This window comes from Halomonas sp. 3F2F (assembly GCF_014897805.1).
In the GTDB taxonomy this organism is placed as follows: domain Bacteria; phylum Pseudomonadota; class Gammaproteobacteria; order Pseudomonadales; family Halomonadaceae; genus Vreelandella.
This window is the reverse complement of the sequence record NZ_JABUZE010000130.1, coordinates 189,323-206,254: the sequence shown is the minus strand read 5'-3', so window position 1 is coordinate 206,254 and position 16,932 is coordinate 189,323. Positions and strand designations below refer to the sequence as shown.

The 16,932-nt window shown below is 53.2% G+C and carries 15 protein-coding genes; 2 read left to right on the top strand and 13 right to left on the bottom strand.

Annotated features, from left to right (window positions below):
* Positions 1–96: 96 nt before the first annotated feature.
* The 4 genes from INT21_RS13470 to INT21_RS13455 form a co-directional block, all read right to left on the bottom strand.
* Positions 97–1,698: a BCCT family transporter gene (locus INT21_RS13470; protein ID WP_193068313.1), complete on the bottom strand. Its 1,602-nt coding sequence runs from the start codon at positions 1,696–1,698 to the stop codon at positions 97–99.
* Positions 1,699–1,893: 195 nt separating this feature from the next.
* Positions 1,894–2,349: a thioesterase family protein gene (locus tag INT21_RS13465; protein ID WP_193068310.1), complete on the bottom strand. Its 456-nt coding sequence runs from the start codon at positions 2,347–2,349 to the stop codon at positions 1,894–1,896.
* Entirely contained in the window at positions 2,349–3,305 is a 957-nt protein-coding gene (locus INT21_RS13460; RefSeq protein ID WP_193085333.1) for an L-carnitine dehydrogenase, read from the bottom strand. Before INT21_RS13460 ends, INT21_RS13465 begins: the two co-directional genes overlap by 1 nt.
* Positions 3,302–4,222, bottom strand: coding sequence for a 3-keto-5-aminohexanoate cleavage protein (locus INT21_RS13455; protein WP_193085332.1), 921 nt, complete (start codon positions 4,220–4,222; stop codon positions 3,302–3,304). The genes INT21_RS13460 and INT21_RS13455 overlap by 4 nt, the downstream gene beginning before the upstream one ends.
* 125 nt (positions 4,223–4,347) lie before the next feature.
* Here INT21_RS13455 and INT21_RS13450 point away from each other — a divergent pair, with 125 nt between their 5' ends.
* Complete coding sequence (locus INT21_RS13450) at positions 4,348–5,862, top strand: amidase (RefSeq protein WP_193067728.1); 1,515 nt, start codon at positions 4,348–4,350, stop codon at positions 5,860–5,862.
* 53 nt (positions 5,863–5,915) lie between these two features.
* Here the strand turns inward: INT21_RS13450 and INT21_RS13445 are convergent, their stop codons facing one another.
* From INT21_RS13445 to INT21_RS20670, 6 genes are read right to left on the bottom strand one after another with little or no spacing between them, the layout of a single operon-like run.
* Positions 5,916–6,197: an amphi-Trp domain-containing protein gene (locus INT21_RS13445; RefSeq protein ID WP_193061222.1), complete on the bottom strand. Its 282-nt coding sequence runs from the start codon at positions 6,195–6,197 to the stop codon at positions 5,916–5,918.
* Positions 6,198–7,538, bottom strand: coding sequence for a metallophosphoesterase (locus INT21_RS13440; RefSeq protein ID WP_089037560.1), 1,341 nt, complete (start codon positions 7,536–7,538; stop codon positions 6,198–6,200). It abuts the gene before it with no gap.
* A gap of 18 nt (positions 7,539–7,556) precedes the next feature.
* The gene (locus INT21_RS13435; protein ID WP_193068760.1) at positions 7,557–8,249 is read right to left on the bottom strand and encodes a histidine phosphatase family protein; all 693 of its coding nucleotides are present in this window, start codon (positions 8,247–8,249) and stop codon (positions 7,557–7,559) included.
* On the bottom strand, positions 8,249–9,364 hold the full coding sequence (locus INT21_RS13430) for an HprK-related kinase B (protein WP_193068759.1): 1,116 nt from the start codon (positions 9,362–9,364) through the stop codon (positions 8,249–8,251). The genes INT21_RS13435 and INT21_RS13430 overlap by 1 nt, the downstream gene beginning before the upstream one ends.
* Positions 9,361–10,263 carry a GAK system ATP-grasp enzyme gene (locus INT21_RS13425; RefSeq protein WP_193085331.1) on the bottom strand — a complete coding sequence of 301 codons (903 nt, stop codon included), beginning with the start codon at positions 10,261–10,263 and terminating at the stop codon, positions 9,361–9,363. The genes INT21_RS13430 and INT21_RS13425 overlap by 4 nt, the downstream gene beginning before the upstream one ends.
* Positions 10,256–11,782, bottom strand: a complete 1,527-nt coding sequence (locus tag INT21_RS20670) for an aminoglycoside phosphotransferase family protein (protein WP_193085330.1) — start codon at positions 11,780–11,782, stop codon at positions 10,256–10,258. Before INT21_RS20670 ends, INT21_RS13425 begins: the two co-directional genes overlap by 8 nt.
* 143 nt (positions 11,783–11,925) lie before the next feature.
* Between INT21_RS20670 and INT21_RS13415 the strand changes: the two genes are divergently transcribed.
* Positions 11,926–13,224 carry a GAK system CofD-like protein gene (locus INT21_RS13415; protein WP_226924660.1) on the top strand — a complete coding sequence of 433 codons (1,299 nt, stop codon included), beginning with the start codon at positions 11,926–11,928 and terminating at the stop codon, positions 13,222–13,224.
* A gap of 174 nt (positions 13,225–13,398) precedes the next feature.
* Here the strand turns inward: INT21_RS13415 and INT21_RS13410 are convergent, their stop codons facing one another.
* The 3 genes from INT21_RS13410 to INT21_RS13400 all read right to left on the bottom strand — a co-directional run bounded on the left by INT21_RS13410 (position 13,399) and on the right by INT21_RS13400 (position 16,931).
* A complete protein-coding gene (locus INT21_RS13410) occupies positions 13,399–14,898 on the bottom strand; it encodes a sodium:solute symporter family protein (RefSeq protein ID WP_193061228.1) in 1,500 nt (499 codons plus the stop codon).
* 156 nt (positions 14,899–15,054) lie between these two features.
* Positions 15,055–15,447, bottom strand: a complete 393-nt coding sequence (locus INT21_RS13405) for a RidA family protein (RefSeq protein ID WP_038485767.1) — start codon at positions 15,445–15,447, stop codon at positions 15,055–15,057.
* 11 nt (positions 15,448–15,458) lie between these two features.
* The gene (locus INT21_RS13400) at positions 15,459–16,931 is read right to left on the bottom strand and encodes an N-acyl-D-amino-acid deacylase family protein (protein WP_193061230.1); all 1,473 of its coding nucleotides are present in this window, start codon (positions 16,929–16,931) and stop codon (positions 15,459–15,461) included.
* Position 16,932 lies beyond the last annotated feature (1 nt).

Sequence of the window (16,932 nt, the reverse complement as noted above, 5' to 3'; positions counted from 1 at the left end):
CCACCAGTCAGTCGTTACTGCGTTGGTTTGATGCTGTCTCTCACTGACAATCAGGCGCTGCCGTTAAGCACGCCTGATGTCATCGGGATGGTTAGATCAACGCCTTCTGCGCTGTGCATCGAGCGTTTCGCGGAACAGCGAAATCAGCACACCAGCCGTCATCACTAGCACTACAACACTGAGTGGCAGGGCGGCTGCAATAAGGGCTGTTTGCAGCGCCGTAAGACCACCGGCAACCAGCAGTACCGCCGCCACTAAACCAATCACCACGCCCCAGAACACTCGGAAGCGTTTAGGCGGTTCATTATCACCTAACGATAAAATGGTGGTCAGCACTAACGTGCCGGAGTCTGAAGAGGTGACAAACCAGCTCATTAGCAGAAATACCATCATGGCGGAGAGTATCCAGCCAAATGTGCCGCTGCCGACAATGCCATCAGCCGTGGCAAACAGCGCTGAGGGTAGGTTCCAAGCGTTAACCAGCTCAATAATACCGGCGCTACCTGGGCCGTTCGTTGCATATAACTCCTGATACATGGCGTTGCCGCCAAAGATGATTAGCCAAACAAAAATGATCAGGGTAGGTACTAACAGAACGCCCAATACAAACTCGCGTAACGTACGGCCTTTAGAAATTCGCGCGATAAAAAGACCGACAAAGGGAGCCCAGGCTAGCCACCAGCCCCAGTAGAAGATTGTCCAACCTTGTTGCCAAGCGGCGGTTCCTTCCTCATCAGCGTACCAAAGTCCCATGGGAATAAAATTGATAGCGTAGTCGAGCATGGTTTCGCCGAATGCCATGATGAGCCACAGCGTGGGGCCTGCAATTAGGAAAATGCTCACGACCACTAGGGACACCCAGATATTCATCTCGGAAATAAGACGAATACCGCCGCGTACGCCGGATACGGCTGAGAGTATTGAGATAACTGAAATACCCGCGATAAGTATTAACTGGGTATTTAGCCCTGGGTCGACACCTATTAGCCGTTCTAAGCCAACGGCCATTTGGCTAACCCCAAGCCCCAGCGAAGTAGCGACGCCAAAGACGCAACCCAGCACCCCAAGGATATCAAACAGGTGGCCGATAGGGCCGAAGATGCGTTCACCGATAAAAGGATAAAGCGCCGAGCGCAGTGCTAGCGGCAACCCTTTTCGATAAGCAAAATACGCCAGCGACATACCGACAATCACATAGATGGCCCAGCCGTGAAGGCCCCAGTGAAAAACGGTGACGCGTAGCGCATCGATAGCGCGCTCGTGACCGATGGCGGCGGCACCGGCCATGTCGGCATGAGGATTGTTGGGATAGCCAAAGGCGCCAGTATCGTCAAGGTAGAACACGGGCTCAGCGACGCCAAAAAACAGGATGCCAATGCCGATACCTGCAGAGAAGAGCATCGAGAACCACGCAAAGTTGCTGAACTCTGGGCGGCTGTCGTCAGTGCCAAGCCTTACGCTTCCATAGCGGCTGAAGACAATGAAGGCGCAGACTGCTAGTAGCAGCATGACGGTAATTAGGTAATACCCGCTAAACGTGCTCTCAATCCAGGCGCGTGTTGCTCCGAACACGCTGCCCGCTGTATCTGAGCCAAGCCCGGTGAAAAGTACGAACAGCAGCACTAGGCCGCTAGCGGTTAGCGTCATTCCCTTGTGCATGCCTTGGAAGAAACCGCCTTGGGCGAGCTCTGTCACCATGTAGTCTGTACTGAGTTCGGCCTTGGGTGAGTTGTTATGCGAAGGCGGCGTGGGTCGGTGAGGGGAAGTTGGCGTAGCGATATGCTTGTCCTCTTGGGCCGGACGTCGGGCCGGCAATCCCGGTCAACCGTCCGTGCTGGCGGACGGTTCTCATTATTTTTTAGTGTTGCTTTGTTATGTGGTTTTGCCGTGTCGTTATCGCCGTATGGCAATAGTGCGGCCGGCCAGCTCTGGCCAGGCCGAAGGCTGAGCTTGGGGTAGAGCTGCAATGGCTTCTTCAACGGGGGCAGGGAAAGGCGCAGGGCGAGCGGTATTGATATCAATGCCCATCAGCATCTGCTCGCTGGTGGCAAGTAGGTTGCCTGTCTCATCCTGTAGCTTGAAGAAAGCATGCAGGCGTTTGGTATCGTGATCCAGCAGGGTCAGCTCCACGCAGAGTGGTTGCCCTTCGTGGGCCTCGCGGCGATAACAAAGATGCGTCTCAAGGGTGTAGATCGTGTAGCCGTAGCATGCTCGGCCTGCGCTATCTAAGCCGATATGCTCCATGAGTTCTTCTACCGCCAGTGAGAAGACCCGGGCATATTCGGCGTCGTTCATATGGCCGTTGTAGTCGACCCACTCTGAGGCAACGCGGCTTTGTAAAATAATCATTAGATACGTCCTTCCAAACCTTCGGCTTCAGGCCAATATTTTTGTACTAAGCCGAGCAGTTCCACCAGAAAGTCATCACGGCGGCGATCCAGCTCGGCCACTGAGCGACCAGCGGCTTGATGCTCGCAGCCTTCTACCACGCGATCAATAAGCTCGTTGGTAAGCTCGGGAGCTTCAAGCTTTGTCCACGGTAGTTTTAACGCCGGACCGAACTGTTCAAGCATGTGGCGCATCCCTGACTCGCCACCAGCCAAATGAAAGGTGAGAAAGGTGCCCATTAGTGACCAACGCAAACCACAGCCGTAGACGACGGCGGCATCTATCTCTTCGGTTGTCGCCACGCCATCATTGACTAGGTGCAGCGCCTCACGCCAGAGCGCTTCCATCAGGCGGTCAGCAATATGCCCCTCAATTTCCCGGCGCACGACCAGCGGGCGCATGGCGAGTGTTTGGTAGAGGGCCTGGGCACGCGCTAGCTCGTCAGACGTGGTGGCTTCCCCGCCCACCAGCTCTACGAGTGGCAGTAAATAAACGGGATTAAAGGGGTGTGCGACGATCACGCGGCCCGGTGCCCGTGTGCAGGCATGTTGCAAATCGGTGGGTTTGAAGCCGGATGTTGACGATCCGATCAAGATATCTGGAGCTGCTGCGGCATCCAGGGCGGCAAGCACCTCACGCTTCAGCGCGAGTCGCTCGGGTACGTTTTCCTGGATCAGGTCGGCACCTTCAACAGCGGCCTCAAGGCTTTCCACGAAGCGCAGCCGCTGGGGGCTGGCGCCCTCGGCTAGGCCCTGGCGCTGCAAAGATCCCCATGCATTCTCAACGAAGGCGCGAGTACGCAGTGGCGCATCAGGGGCTGGATCAAAGGCCACGACGTCCCAGCCCCGAGCCAGAGCGCGCGCGATCCAGCCATTGCCAATCACCCCTGTGCCTATAACCGATAGCTGTTGACTCATGCCTGACCTTCCGTGGTTAGTGCGTTGGAGTGGCTGCTATGCGGATCGCGCAAGTTGAGGTGCACGCGAGTTTCTGCGGGTGTCATCACTCGGCCTCCCAGGTTGTCGATGACAGTGGCGGCTTTCTCAACTAATTGCCCATTAGTCGCCATTACGCCCTTTTTAAGATAAAGATTATCTTCAAGACCGACGCGGGCATGGCCGCCTAGTAGAACCGCCTGAGCCACCATGGGCATCTGATGTCGACCGATGCCGAAGGCTGCCCACTGAGCGTTTTCTGGCAGTTTATTGCGCATGGTCAACATCGTTTCAGTATCGGCTTCAGCACCCCAGGGAATGCCTAAACAAAGCTGATAAAGAGGATCACCGTCAATCAGACCTTCCTGCTGTAATTGGCGTGCGAACCAAACGTGGCCCAGGTCGAAACATTCAAGCTCTGGCTTGACGCCAGCGGCCTGCACCAGGCGGGCGTGCTCGCGCAGCCAGTCGGCAGGGTTCACATAGACCATGTCGCCGAAGTTGAGGCTGCCGCAGTCTAGGGTGCAGAGTTCGGGTAAAAGCTCACCGACTGGTTCGTGGCGTTGGGCGGGCGTCTGAATATCCGTGCCGGGGCCGCCGCGAGTGGGGTCCTGGGCGTCAGGAATCCAATCACCGCCGCCGCCAGCGGTAATGTTCATGACAATATCCACGTTCGCTTCGCGTACGCGTTCCATTACTTCGCGGAAGTGAGCCAAGGAGTGGCTGATGCCGCCGGTTTCAGGGTCACGAACGTGGATATGCGCAACGCTGGCACCGGCTTTCGCTGCGGCAATACAGTCGTTAGCGATTTGTTTAGGTGTGATCGGCACATGTGGGTTTTTGCCGGTGGTATCGCCTGCGCCGGTAACAGCGCAAGTTAAAATAACGTTGCGGTTCATTGGCCGCTCCTTGAGAGTGGTTCTAAGTAACGTGCTTCAGTATGGCTAAATAGCGAGATAGAAATTGACACTAAGCGACGTTGGGTATGCGTAAAGCGTCGTTATTAATCAGTGGAGTTAATGCGATGCATCTTGAGGATTACCAAACGTTTGACGCTACTGGCCTTGCTGAGCTGATTCGCCGCCGAGAGGTAAGCCAAGCGGAGGTGTTCGATGCGGCAGTGGCTGCGATTGAAACGCTTAACCCCTCTCTTCATGCAGTGGTTCGAACACGCTTTGAAAAAGCGCAGCACGAGTGTAAGCAAGTGTTGGAAAACTCGGTGTTTGCGGGTGTCCCCACGCTAAGTAAAGACTTATTGATGGCACTAGCAGGCGAGCCGCTGGCGTTCGGAAGTGCATCGTTATCAGCGTGGTGCCCTAAGCAAGATTCGCTGCTTATTCAGCGTGCGCGGGCGGCTGGGTTAGTGGTGATGGGGCAAACGGCCACGCCGGAATTAGGGCTAATGGGGATTACAGAGCCTAAGGCATTTCCCCACCCGCAAAACCCATGTCGAGAGGGCTATTCCCCAGGCGGATCAAGCGGAGGTGCCGCAGCGGCGGTCGCTAGCGGAATGGTGCCTATTGCGCTGGCAGGCGATGGCGGTGGTTCTATCCGCATTCCTGCCAGTTATTGTGGTTTGTTCGGTTTTAAACCTTCCCGCGGGCGGGTGCCGTTAGCGCCTGCCCACGGCGAAGTCTGGCAGGGAGCGGTGGTCGAGCATGCCATCACTCGTAGCGTGCGTGATAGTGCAGCGTTGCTAGAACAGATTAACGGCATGGCGCCTTCTGGGCCTTACCCCGTTCCGCGGGAAACGGGCTATGTGGATGCCTTATCAGCCTCCTCTAAGCCGCTGCGCATCGCTGTGTCGCTGGGTAATTTTTTGAGTTACGGACTGGATACCCAATTAAGTACCGATGTGAAAATAGCGGTTGAGAAAGCCGCCAAGGCACTGGCCGACATGGGGCATGAGGTGGAGTGGTGTGAGCCACTGGTTGATGGCGATGCCTTGGCCGATAGTTACCTGACGCTCTACCTTGGCCATTTAGCCGCTGATCTTCAGTGGGTAAGCCAGCAAACCGGTGTGCCGGTGCATCGGTTAGCCATTGAGCCATCTACCCGCGCCGTTGGCAGGCTGGGCGCTAAGCTTTCGGCGAAAGCTTACGAGCTAGCCAAGCGCTATTGGCAAGAGGCTGCCGAGCAGATGAGCCAGTTTCACCTGCGTTATGACGCCCTGGTGTTGCCGGTAGCCGCGGATACTGCTCCCAAAATAGGCGAGCTTTATCCCTCTGCGGCTCGCGAGCGATTAATGTCTCTGTTAGCGGTTCCTGGCGCATCAGCGCTGGCATTAAAAGCAGGGGTGTTAAAGCATCTGGCGGTGGATGCGCTCAGCCGCACCCCGTTCACGCAACTGGCGAATCTTACTGGCCAGCCTGCTATGTCGGTACCTTTCCATGTGGCGGCCAATGGGTTGCCCGTTGGGGTGCAAGTGGTAGGGCGCCTGGGTGAGGATAAGCAACTGCTACAGCTGGCGGCGGATATGGAGCGGCATGGTGGTGGTGTGCTGGCCATGAAGTGCCTTTCAAATGAATCTAATGTCTAACCCTATCCAGCGTACCTTGTGCGAAGGCCCAGGCCATCCTGTTGCTGATGAGGTTACTGTTTTCCAGCGCTGGTTTTGATTTTTGGCGGTGTATCGGAAATTTTTTTCTCTTTGGTGCGCCATTTAATCTTCACTTCCACTTCCTGTTTATCGCCTTCATCGCTTGCCCGCAGGGAAACTTGCAATAGCTGTTGAGGTGAAAGCACTAGGTCATCGCCACTTTCCTGAAAGGCTAACTCGCCTTCTTTGATGGCATTTGCCAGAGTGACCAAAAGCGCTTGGGTTGACTGACGATCTAGTAGTGAGTCGTGGCTGAACTTAGTTTTTGACTTCATTTAGTTAGCTCCCGCCAGTTTTCCTTTGCGGTTGGGTTTGAACACTTTTGCCTGGGGGTAATCGCAGCTAAGGCCTATAACACCGCGTTTTTTATCAATGAGTGTTACTCCGACACCCTGGCCATCTAGCCCTTCATTTTTTCTGGAGTGAGCATCCAGAGTGATATCGGCTTCGATATGGATGAGACCGTTTTTAAGCGTTACTCGTTGCCCAAAGTGCTGGTTGATATGACCGTGAACTAGTACTTGAATACCCGCCCGGCGAGCAACGTTGGCGCCGTACGGAGTAAGGGGTAGGTCGACTTTGCGATATTTCGTTCTGAAGGTATTGGCGAGTGAGCCATAATAAAAGCTGAATAAATTTTGGCTCAACAGGTTCTTTTTGAAGGCTTGGTTGGCATGCTTTACGCCATGATTAGCGAGTAGTTCGGCCATCTTGTCGTCAAGACCAGCATGCAGGAACAGAAATGAGCCACGCTTCTTTACGAGCTGCATCCGGCGAAAAAACCAGCCAAACTCGCCTGATTCTTTTAGGAACAGCGAGCGGCATTTCATGGCAGCCGCGTAGACTTGCTGGAGTGATAGGTCGACTTTTGCGCAATGTGCCTCAAAACTCTGGGCTTTGCTCTCCATCTTGCTAATTTCACGATCGATACCTTCAGGGGTAAGAAAACCTGCGGCATAGAAAGGGAAGTTCTCGAACCATGCCTCGCTTGGGAAAAGGGCTTTACGGCATGCAGCCTCAGAAGGTATCTCTCTGTCCCATTGAGTATCGGCTAAGTACTGGTCGAAGACTTCTTTGAACAGTGGAACCACTTTCTTGCCCATGCGAACAAAGAGATGCTGGCTTCCGGCATCTGTCTCGCGTTTCAGGGATAGTAGCCCCATGAGCAAGCGTAAATCATGGTTGCCGGCAAGCAGGGTGATGTTCGCGTTAAGACGGTATAAGTGAGCTAAACTGCGTAGCATCGTCAGGTTGCTCGGCCCTTTGTCCAGGCAGTCTCCACCCACCACAATTTCCGCTTTTGTACCGAACTTAGTCAGCTCGTATTCACACGGGTGCGGTCCATCCCGCTCAATCACTCCTGCGGCAATTAATGAGGCCTCAAAAGCCTCGGCATCGGCGTGAGGGTCGGAGATAAATACGACAGGCTGCTTGGGCCAGGCAAAGCAACTTTTCCGTGAGCGCTTTAGAAAGGTGCTCAATGCATCATCATGGTTGACCGAGCTTTGGTCATTAGGCCATGGGACCCAATCTGTCGGCAGGCGCGCCAAGATAGCATCATGATACGGTTGCTTGCTTACCTTCGGAATAAAGTCCAACGCGGTCATCGTCGCCATCTTATAAGTTGCCACCTTTTAATCGATTGGGTCTGCCAAGTGCCGGTGCTTCCAGTTTCCATACAATCGGTTCCAGCCTTCCGCCTGTTGCTCAAAAACGACGGGGTGTCCGTAAAACATACTTAACCGCTTAATATCGCTGAAGGGTATTACATTTAAATGATAGCTAGCGTGACGTATGGATGCGCCATGGCCAACAACCAGCTGTAGTCGGTTATCCGTTGCGCATCGTGATGGTGTCTTTAAAAGTGCCGTTAAGTGCGCCGCGACTCGTTCGCCTGCCTCGATCAGGGATTCTGCACCCTCGAAAGGCAGCTTGAAGTGGCTGGCTGATTTCCAGCCTTCTGGTAAGGACGCTAGGCGAGGATCCTGGGCAACGATCCTTTCTATTTCCTTAACACTGAGGTTGGCCAGCGCTCCAACACTGCGTTCACAAAGGGCTGAGAAGCAGCGTGAGTAGGGGGGATCTGTAAAGAGTGTTGCTAGCTCTTCGCGGTAGATCTCAGCTGTTTGCCAGGCTCTTAACAGTGTCGAGGAGTGTATTTCGCTAGTCAGTTGGTAGCCTGACGTAGATAGCCACTCGCCGAATTGCCGAGCTTGCTGCCTAACGTCTGCTGCCCCTTTAGCGGTCAGCGGATAAGGCTGTAGGGCGCTAGGTGTGTCCGCCCGTTGTGCGTACTCACCATGCCTGATTAGAGCCAGTGCCACCATCAGAGAATGCCTTTGGCTTGCAGCAGTTCAATGGCACGCTCAAAGTCTATGCTGCCGGTAAGGCGCAGCACTTGAACGCCCCGTAAGTTATCGGCATAGGTCTCGACAGATTGAGTCTGTTCGGGAGGGAAACGGCCATCCGCCTGCTGAAAAAATGCCCCAGGGCTTTTGCGTAAACCCTCAAGTGCCTCTGGCGTTTTATCGCTATCCACACTGCTCAAACGTGTGGGTTCCAGTGAGCTTAAGGACCAGTCAAGGAGTACCAGATTACGTAGCTTTCCAGAAATAGCAGTTTTGTTCTCGCCGTAGGCGTTGGGGATCAGCACATCATATTTCTGCTCAAGATCCCACAGCTGACTTTTCGGCATGCGGTCCAACTTGGCGCACTCCTCGCTGGTAAGCAGCGCAACCAAGCGTTCAGAGTTAAGCAGCGTGCCTGGGTTAACGCGCGGATGTTTGGCGACACCGATAACGTTGACCTGACCCTCTTGTGGCTTAAACAAAATCCGATCATTAGAGAGAAAGCGCGCTTTTTCACTCTCTAGCGCTTTCAGCATTAATGTCGATTTGCCGCCACCTGAACTCGCGGCAATGGCGGTGGTACTGCCATTAATGTCAAAGGCTGATGCGTGGCCCAATAGGTAGCCGTCACGCTGATGATAATTAAGAAACTGATTGTTTATAAAATTGACTACTTGAGATCGATGTTGGGTTAAATCGCCAGTCGCAACCGGGTCGGTTAACGACTGGAATAGCACCATTCCCGTACGTACTTTATGTATCCAGCGTCCTTTCGGTGTATCCACATAGGCTTCTTTTAGGCCAAGAGAACTGCTTTTGTTGCGCTTAACGGGCATCCAATCGATCCCGCTGGTATCAAACTGCCTATCGAGCAGGAATATCCGCTGTTCAGCGTGAGGAGAGGACGTGTGAGGGGAGAGCGTGTGAGGAGAGGTACTTGCCGTCAAGCTGGCGTAGTACTGCTTAAGATAGTCCAGAATAGCTGGATTATCAGCCAGCACATGCAGTGTTAGTCCGTGGAACACCAACGGTAGCTCGTAGAGACAAGCAGCCTTAGCCAGCATTATTTGCTTCTCATCAAACAGGTGGGTCATTCGCCGGCCTCTACTTCAAGTTGGCTAAGAACATAATCACATAACTTTTCGCTGGCATCGATGCCACAGCCTTTTAACGCGCCGCTAAATCCGCCAAAGGCCGAAACCTCAAATACCACAGGGCCCTCATCGGTCAATGCAATATCTACGGTGGTAAAGCTTAGCGTGAAGCATGACTGGGCTTTTTGGCCAAGCTCAATCAGTTCCTGGCTTGGCTCATAGGCTTGATACTTTCCACCGCTGTGTATCGTTGTGTTCCATGCATCGCCACTGGCAACACGGGCATAGGTGCATAAATACTGGCCGCCCAGAAAGACCATGCCTAAGTCCTGACCACCTAAGTTAACGAATTTCTGTAGATAAAAAAGTCCATGTTTAGACTTAAACTTATTCAACTTTTGTGTGTTGGTCGCGACACCATCGGACGCTTTTAACACCACCATGCCTCGGGCTTTGGTCGAGTAGAGTGGTTTTAGGATTGCTGTTCCGAACACCTTGATGGCCTTTAATGCAGCCTCAATACTTTCTGTAACACGTGTTGATGGTAGAGCAATGCCGCCCGCGGCCAATGCGCCAGTGCCCTCAAGACGATTAATTAAACGCATTACCTCGCTTGGGCTGCTGAAGCAGCGCACTCCATCCGCTTCAAGGCTGTTAAGCATCCGTAAACGATCGTCTGCAGCAGGGGAGTACGTTTCGCTTATTTTTTTGATGATCACCCCGTCAAGCTCGTTGAGGACAATGTCTCGGTAGCGTAGCTTGCCTGTCTCTAGCTCTAGCACTACTTCAGACATATCGACGATGCAGCGGAAGCCGGTGTGCTTTTCCAAGTGATTTGCAAGAACTTCGGTTGACCACTTGCCAGGTATCCCGATAACTGCAATCCGCTTTTTAGTCATTAAAAATGTCCTCTAGGGGAAACCTGTAGTTCTCAAGTTCTTCAGGGTTCAGAAGTGTGATTGCTTCTAGCAGGTAGCTCGCTCTTAGCGCGAGTCGGTTGGCAAAGCTTTTGTCATATATAAAGCGCGTGGATGTCGCAAAGGAGCGCCCTAATGCAATGGCTAGACGCGCATCAAAACTTGTATCTTTATTGTCTTTGGCAAATCGACACGCAAATTGATATAGCTGTCGGATCAATGCCATTAACTCGGCCCGTGGGGAAACATCCATAATGGGCAGCCGATAAATGGATGCCATGAGTACTGATAAGTCCTGAACATAGTCAGAGTAAGAGGCTCGGTGCAGATCGATAAAATAGATACGGTCTTTGAATTCGTCATAAATAATGTTGTCGACGTTGAAGTCACCGTGGATCAGGACTGAAAACGGTGCCCGGATGTGCTGCTCAAGGTTTTCAACGTGATCGATCAACTGGTCAAAGCTTGGCCGAGACAGTCCACAAATTAGCTGGCCCGTACTAAGCAGACTGGGGTGAGTGTGGCGGGTTTCCGGCATCCGTTTACGCAACTGCTGCATATACTCGGGCTGAGCAGATTCGTTGGTACGTGACGTCTTCCAGATTTTCCTCAACGTCCGCTGGAGTGTGCGGGTAAGTTGCTTGGCCGATTTCCACTGGCCGTTTAACAGCAGCGATTCAAGCGTCCGGCCGGGGAGGTGTTCGATCACCATCGAACCCAGCTCATCTCCCTGCTCGACATGATGCGAGAGCACCGTGGGCGCCACCTTGGGGTAGATCCGCTTCCATTGGTCTACCCCGTAAAGCTCTTCAATTACTTTCTGACTTTCCCCCTCTTTGTAGACTGCCATCATTTTGCCAGAGGTGGCGTGCTCGGCTTTAAGGGTAGCGATGGTGCTGCCGCTGCGGGTAAGCGCCAGCCGCTCAACGGTAAAATCGTCACTCTGGGCGGTCATTACGTGAGCGGCGTTTTGCAGCTGCTTGTAGTTTTGTAAGCGTACGGCGGGGCCAAAGTTAGCGGAGAGTAGGGCGTCGGCAAGCTCCGAAAGTAGATGAATCATGCGGTGAAGTTGAAAATCCACTACGGCGTTGTTACGCATGCCCGAAGCGCCAGGCTCGAAAGCAGCGGTTAAGCGGGCGGTTATTTTGGGAATTCGGTGACCGACTTTCAGGCCTTGTCGAGTGTTTGCATCATCGACATTAATCATCACCAACTTCAATGATTTACCTATCGATCGAATCAGCTTGGCATACTCTTTACGTGACTTGTCTGGGAGCTGTTTCAGAGCATTGATAGCGGTAAACTCTTGGCAGGCCTGCCCCAGTTGGTCAAGCAATCTTGCCAAGCGCTCAAGCGACTTGGATTGTTGAAAACCTGCACCGTCGACTTTACGTCGATGTACATCAACCGCTACGGCAAGTTCAACTTTCTCCAGTAGCGTGTTCCGGTAACCCTTGCGATTAATTAGGCGTCGCGCAGTAGAGCCACTTGGCTGAGTCACATAAACTTCAACTAACTCGAAGTGATTTTCGACTTCGAATCGTAGAAAATAAAAATGCTCTAGAATTGATGCGTTGATAGACTGCCTCACCGTAAAAAGTGTCAATCAAGGGGGGATTACTATAAGTAACTGTGCCATTTTTTATGTTACGTTTTCGTTACAATTCAAAGGGTTGTATGAAGAAAAATCGCTTTACTTGTGCTCATGTTAATATGCCCCGAGAGCTTTCTCAGGGGCAGGATTTGCGTCTTGCCAGATACCGTAAAACGCCGGAACTAGGGCCAAAAATACTTTTTTTCAGCGGTGGTTCGGCACTCAGGCACTTCTCTGAGGTACTGACAGACTACACGCATAACTCGATTCATCTTGTGACCCCTTTTGACTCTGGTGGCAGCTCCGCCGAATTGCGTCGAGCTTTTGCGATGCCTGCCGTTGGAGACTTGCGAGCTCGGTTACTTTCATTGGCTGACGATTCGGTGACTGGCCATCCTGACGTTGCTGCACTGTTTTCGCATCGTCTGACGGCTAATGAGCTGAAAGAAAGCGAAGAGAAGGCCGTGCTGGAGCAAAGCCTACAGGCACTGGTGAGCGCTAAGCATCCACTGCTCAAGGCGATTGCAGAGCCTATGCGGTCGCTGATTCAGAGTTATATCACTGCGTTTTATAAACACATGCCACAGGATTTTGACCTCGCTGGGGCCAGCGTGGGGAACTTGATCTTGACCGGTGGCTACCTTATTCACAATCGCTCACTGGACCCGATTGCTTTTCTATTTGGTCAGCTCATCAAAACACGCGGCACTGTTCGCACAACAACTGACGCTGACCTTCAGCTAGAGGTGTTGTTAGAGAATGGCCAGACAATTATCGGGCAGCATTGCTTTACCGGCAAAGAAACAGCAAAAATTGATTCACCCATTAAATCGATAAAACTATCGGGGGAAGCGGATGATATCGATACTTTGGATGTCTCCAAAGTTTGTAAAGAAACTCGCTTACTCATCGACTCTGCTGAGCTGCTGGTTTTTCCACCGGGTAGTCTTTACAGCAGCATTATTGCCAATTTACTCCCCAAAGGCGTGACCAAAGCATTGGCTAAAAATCCAGCGCCGAGGGTGTATGTGCCTAGTTTGGGAACCGATCTTGAAACGTTTGGGATGACGTTGGTTGACCAGATTAGAATGCTCAATCACCACTTGTCACTCAAACCAGTGCCATTCAAGTCTATGTCATTCAAACCTCAAACGAGGTCGCCAGAACGACCCTTAATAGACTTTCTGCTGTTTGATTCGCAGTTACTGAGTGTTTCAACTGAGCAGATGGAAATCATCAGTAAGCAGATGGGTATTCAAATTATCGATACGGATCTTGCAGCGGATAACGCTGATATAGACCGTTACGATGACGTTAAGTTAGCAGAAGCCCTACTTGGGCTTACCTAATCCCCCGCTAAATCCAAAACAGTGTTGAACCCGCCAGAGACTTCCCCGGATTGTCTCGACTCGTAAGGATGCCCAATGGATTATCGATCGCGTGCCCAGCCCCGCCAATGGGTTATAAAAGCCCCACTGAGGTAATTCATCAGCGGGGCTTTTTGGCGCACTACTGGCTAATAATTAGCGAGATGCAGCGGGCACTTCATCACTGGTGAGTGTTGGCTCGGGCACTTGCTCCATTCGCTGGCGCTCTTGGTCAAGAATCGCTAGCGCCTGCTCCGGGGTAACGCGGGAAGCGGGTGTCACTAGACTTACCATCACGCCTGCTACCAGTGCTACAAGCACCGCAGGAATGCTTGGGTTACCCCAGAAGGCTGTCCAGTCGCTATTGGCGATAATCGTTAAAGAAGTCACCGACGCGCAAATTAGCGTGGCGATCGCGCCCTGCCAGTTGTAGCGGGGCCAGAAGCGACCGAGCATGGCACTCACAAACAGTCCTGACAGAATTGTCGAGATCATACGGGTGATGTAGGTGATGACATTATCCGAGGCTAGTGCGAACAGCAGTGCCAGACCAATGGTTGCTACGAGTGCAATACGTGAGAAGCGCACAACATTTCGTGCGGAGGGCGTGCGGCCCGTTGCCAGCACATACAGATCGCGAATCAGCGTGGAAACGCCGGCAATCGCATCGGAGCTTGCACTCGACATGGTGGCGGAGAGGCCTGCTACCAACAGCAGTAAGCCCAGCCCAAGTGGCATGATTTCAGTGGCTAGAAAAGGGAAGGCGTAGTTGCTGTTTTCGAGCCCAGGGTTAAGCGCGTGGGTGGCCATACCGATAATCGCGGGAATGATCGAAAAGCCCAAGTAAAGAACGCCGGTGATTAAGAACGAGCGGCGTACCGAGCCCACTGATTTACCTGAATAGATGCGCTGACGAAAAGAGGGTGTTGCCAGTACGCCGATAGCAATAACGGCGGCAAGCGATAGCGCCGGTAGTCCGCCAATCTGACCAATGCCTAGAAAGCTAGCGGCGCCCGCATCCATACCTGCTGTAAGACCTGAGAAGCCGCCAACCTCGATCAGTGCCAATATTGCCATCAAGATAAAGCCCGCGAACAGTACGACCGCTTGAATAGTGTCAGTCCAGATAACTGCGAAATAACCGCCGACCACGCAGTAAATGCCGAAGCCCAGAGCAACCAGAATACGCGCAGTCGTTAGATCAATACCCGCCATCCAAGAGAGGTAAAGGCCACCGCCAAGAATATGGGCGCCCAGCCAGCCTATACAGGCAATATAGATAAGTAGCGCGACCACATTGCGCACCAACCGGTTGGCGCCGACGTAATAGGCGAGTTCCTCGCTCATAGTCATAAAACGCAGCTTACGAACGGGGGCAAAACACACGGCGAGTAGTAAAACTCCAATTGCGCCGCCAATGCCATATAAAGCGCCTGCCCAGCCGTTGGCATAACCGAACCCAACGGCACCCATGCTTGAACCAGTACCTACCATGGTGGCAACCGTGGTGCCGACGGTAAGAAAGAGCGGTACGCTTCTCCCGCCGAGCAAGAAGTCGTCACCGCTGCTGCGTTTGTGTCTTGAAATCCACCAGCCAAACACAATCATGGCGACGATGTAGAGCACAAAGGTGGTAAGGAATAGTTGGCTGTTCATGTTAACCTCTTATCGTTGTTGATCCGGCCGTTGCCGCGGCCGGAGGTAGGCAATGGAAGCGATTACCGCAGGGCTTTTATCTGAATCACGCGGTAATCTGGCGCTGTGCCCTTGCCGGGGTACGGCGCTTTTTTTGTGGTAGTTATTTTTAGGTGTTTAGGCGCGATCAGCGCGGAAGCACTTCACGTCAACCTCAACTTTGCAATCCACCACCAAGTCTTGAACGCTGCAGATGCGTGCCGGTGGGTTGTCGCCAAAGACCTCCTTAAACACTTTGTTGAAAGAGCTGAAATAGCGCGCATCGGTGAGCACGGTGGTGACATGTACGACATCTTCAACGCCGTAACCAGCTTCATGCATAATGGCCAGGCAGTTGTTGAAGGCGAGGCGAGTCTGCTCAACAATGCCGCCTTCAACGACTTCGCCATCGGTCATGGGAGTTTGGCCGGAGACGTATAGCCAGCCACCTGCCTCTACAGCGCGGGCAAAGGGCAGCTTCTGACCGCCGGTGCCTACGCCGCCTTCGGTGCCGTATCGTGTAATGCTCATGAGGTTTGCTCCTAGTTGGGGTGAAAGGTGGGAATTGATTGCAAAATGCGCTCTGTTCTGCGCAGCATCCTGCCTGCGCGTTGGTCTGAAATTGTGCCCTGGTGATAGGCGATTTTGCCGTTCACTATGACCATTTCGATGCCTCTAGCGGCCGCAATAGGGGTCTCGTAATTGGCTGTATCTTCAAGAGTTTTCAGATCAAAAAGGGTGAGGTCTGCGTAGGCGCCTATGCGGATCACGCCACGATCTGTTAAGCCAAAATTAGCTGCCGAAAGGCTGGTCATTTTGCGCACCGCTTCGGCTAGCGGCATTAGCTTTAAATCGCGGCTGTAGTGAGCTAGTACACGCGGAAATGCACCCCAAAGACGCGGGTGAGGGTGCGGGTCGTTCGGTAAACCATCGGAACCGACCATGGAGAGCGGATGCGCTAACACTTGCTGCATATCCGCTTCACTCATGTTGTGGTAAACCGCCCCCGCTGGCTGTAGCTGTTTGGCAGCGTCTAAAAGAGATACTCCCCACTCGGCGGCGATCTCTTTAAGTGGGCGGCGCGCCTGCTCTGGGTGCGGTGTCGACCAGGTAATGGTGATCTCAATCTCATCTGTCACTTGGCCGAGATCGAGGGTGGAGGAGCCAGCGGTGTAGGGGTAGCAGTCGCAGTGAGCATGCTGATGTTGGGCGGCTGCCTCTAATTTACCCAACGCCTTACCCGCGCCTCCCCAATTACCCGCGCCGGCGCATTTTAGGTGCGAGATCACCAGGGGCACCTGGCCACTGCGAGCAGTGGCAAATGCTTCGTCCATGGCATCTAGCAGACCCGCAAACTCATCACGAAGATGGGTGGTATAGACGCCGCCTGATTTCCCGACGGCGGCCACCAGGGGAGCCATTTCGGTGGTCGGCGCGTGTATCGCGTTGCGGTAGGCAAGCCCCGAACTAAGCCCTAATGCACCTTCATCTAGCGCTTGGCTTAGCAACGCTTCCATGTTGGCAATTTCTTCTCGATTCGCAGGCCGGGCAAAGCTATCCATCACCTGGCTGCGTAGACTGGTATGCCCCACCAAGGCGGCGACGTTAATACTGGGTGCGGCAGCGTCCACGGCGTTGGCATAGGCGCTGAAGCTTGGGTAGCGAAAGTCTTCTAGCTTGCCCAATAAATTCATGGGGTCGGGAACTTCGCTAGCGAGCGTCACGGGGCTGGCGCTGATTCCACAGTTACCCACCACCACCGTCGTTACTCCTTGTGTCAGCTTTGGCAGCATTTCGGGAGTACGAATAACATTGGTGTCGTCGTGAGTGTGGACGTCAATAAAGCCAGGAGCCAGATAGCGCTCTTGGGCGTCAATAATGGTTGTGGCGGTGGCGTAGGGCATGTCGCCAATGGCGCAGATACGTTCGCCTTGAATAGCCACATCGGCACGAAAATGGGCTGCGCCGGAGCCATCCAATACGTTGGCGTTACGAATCAGCAGGTCGTAAACCATC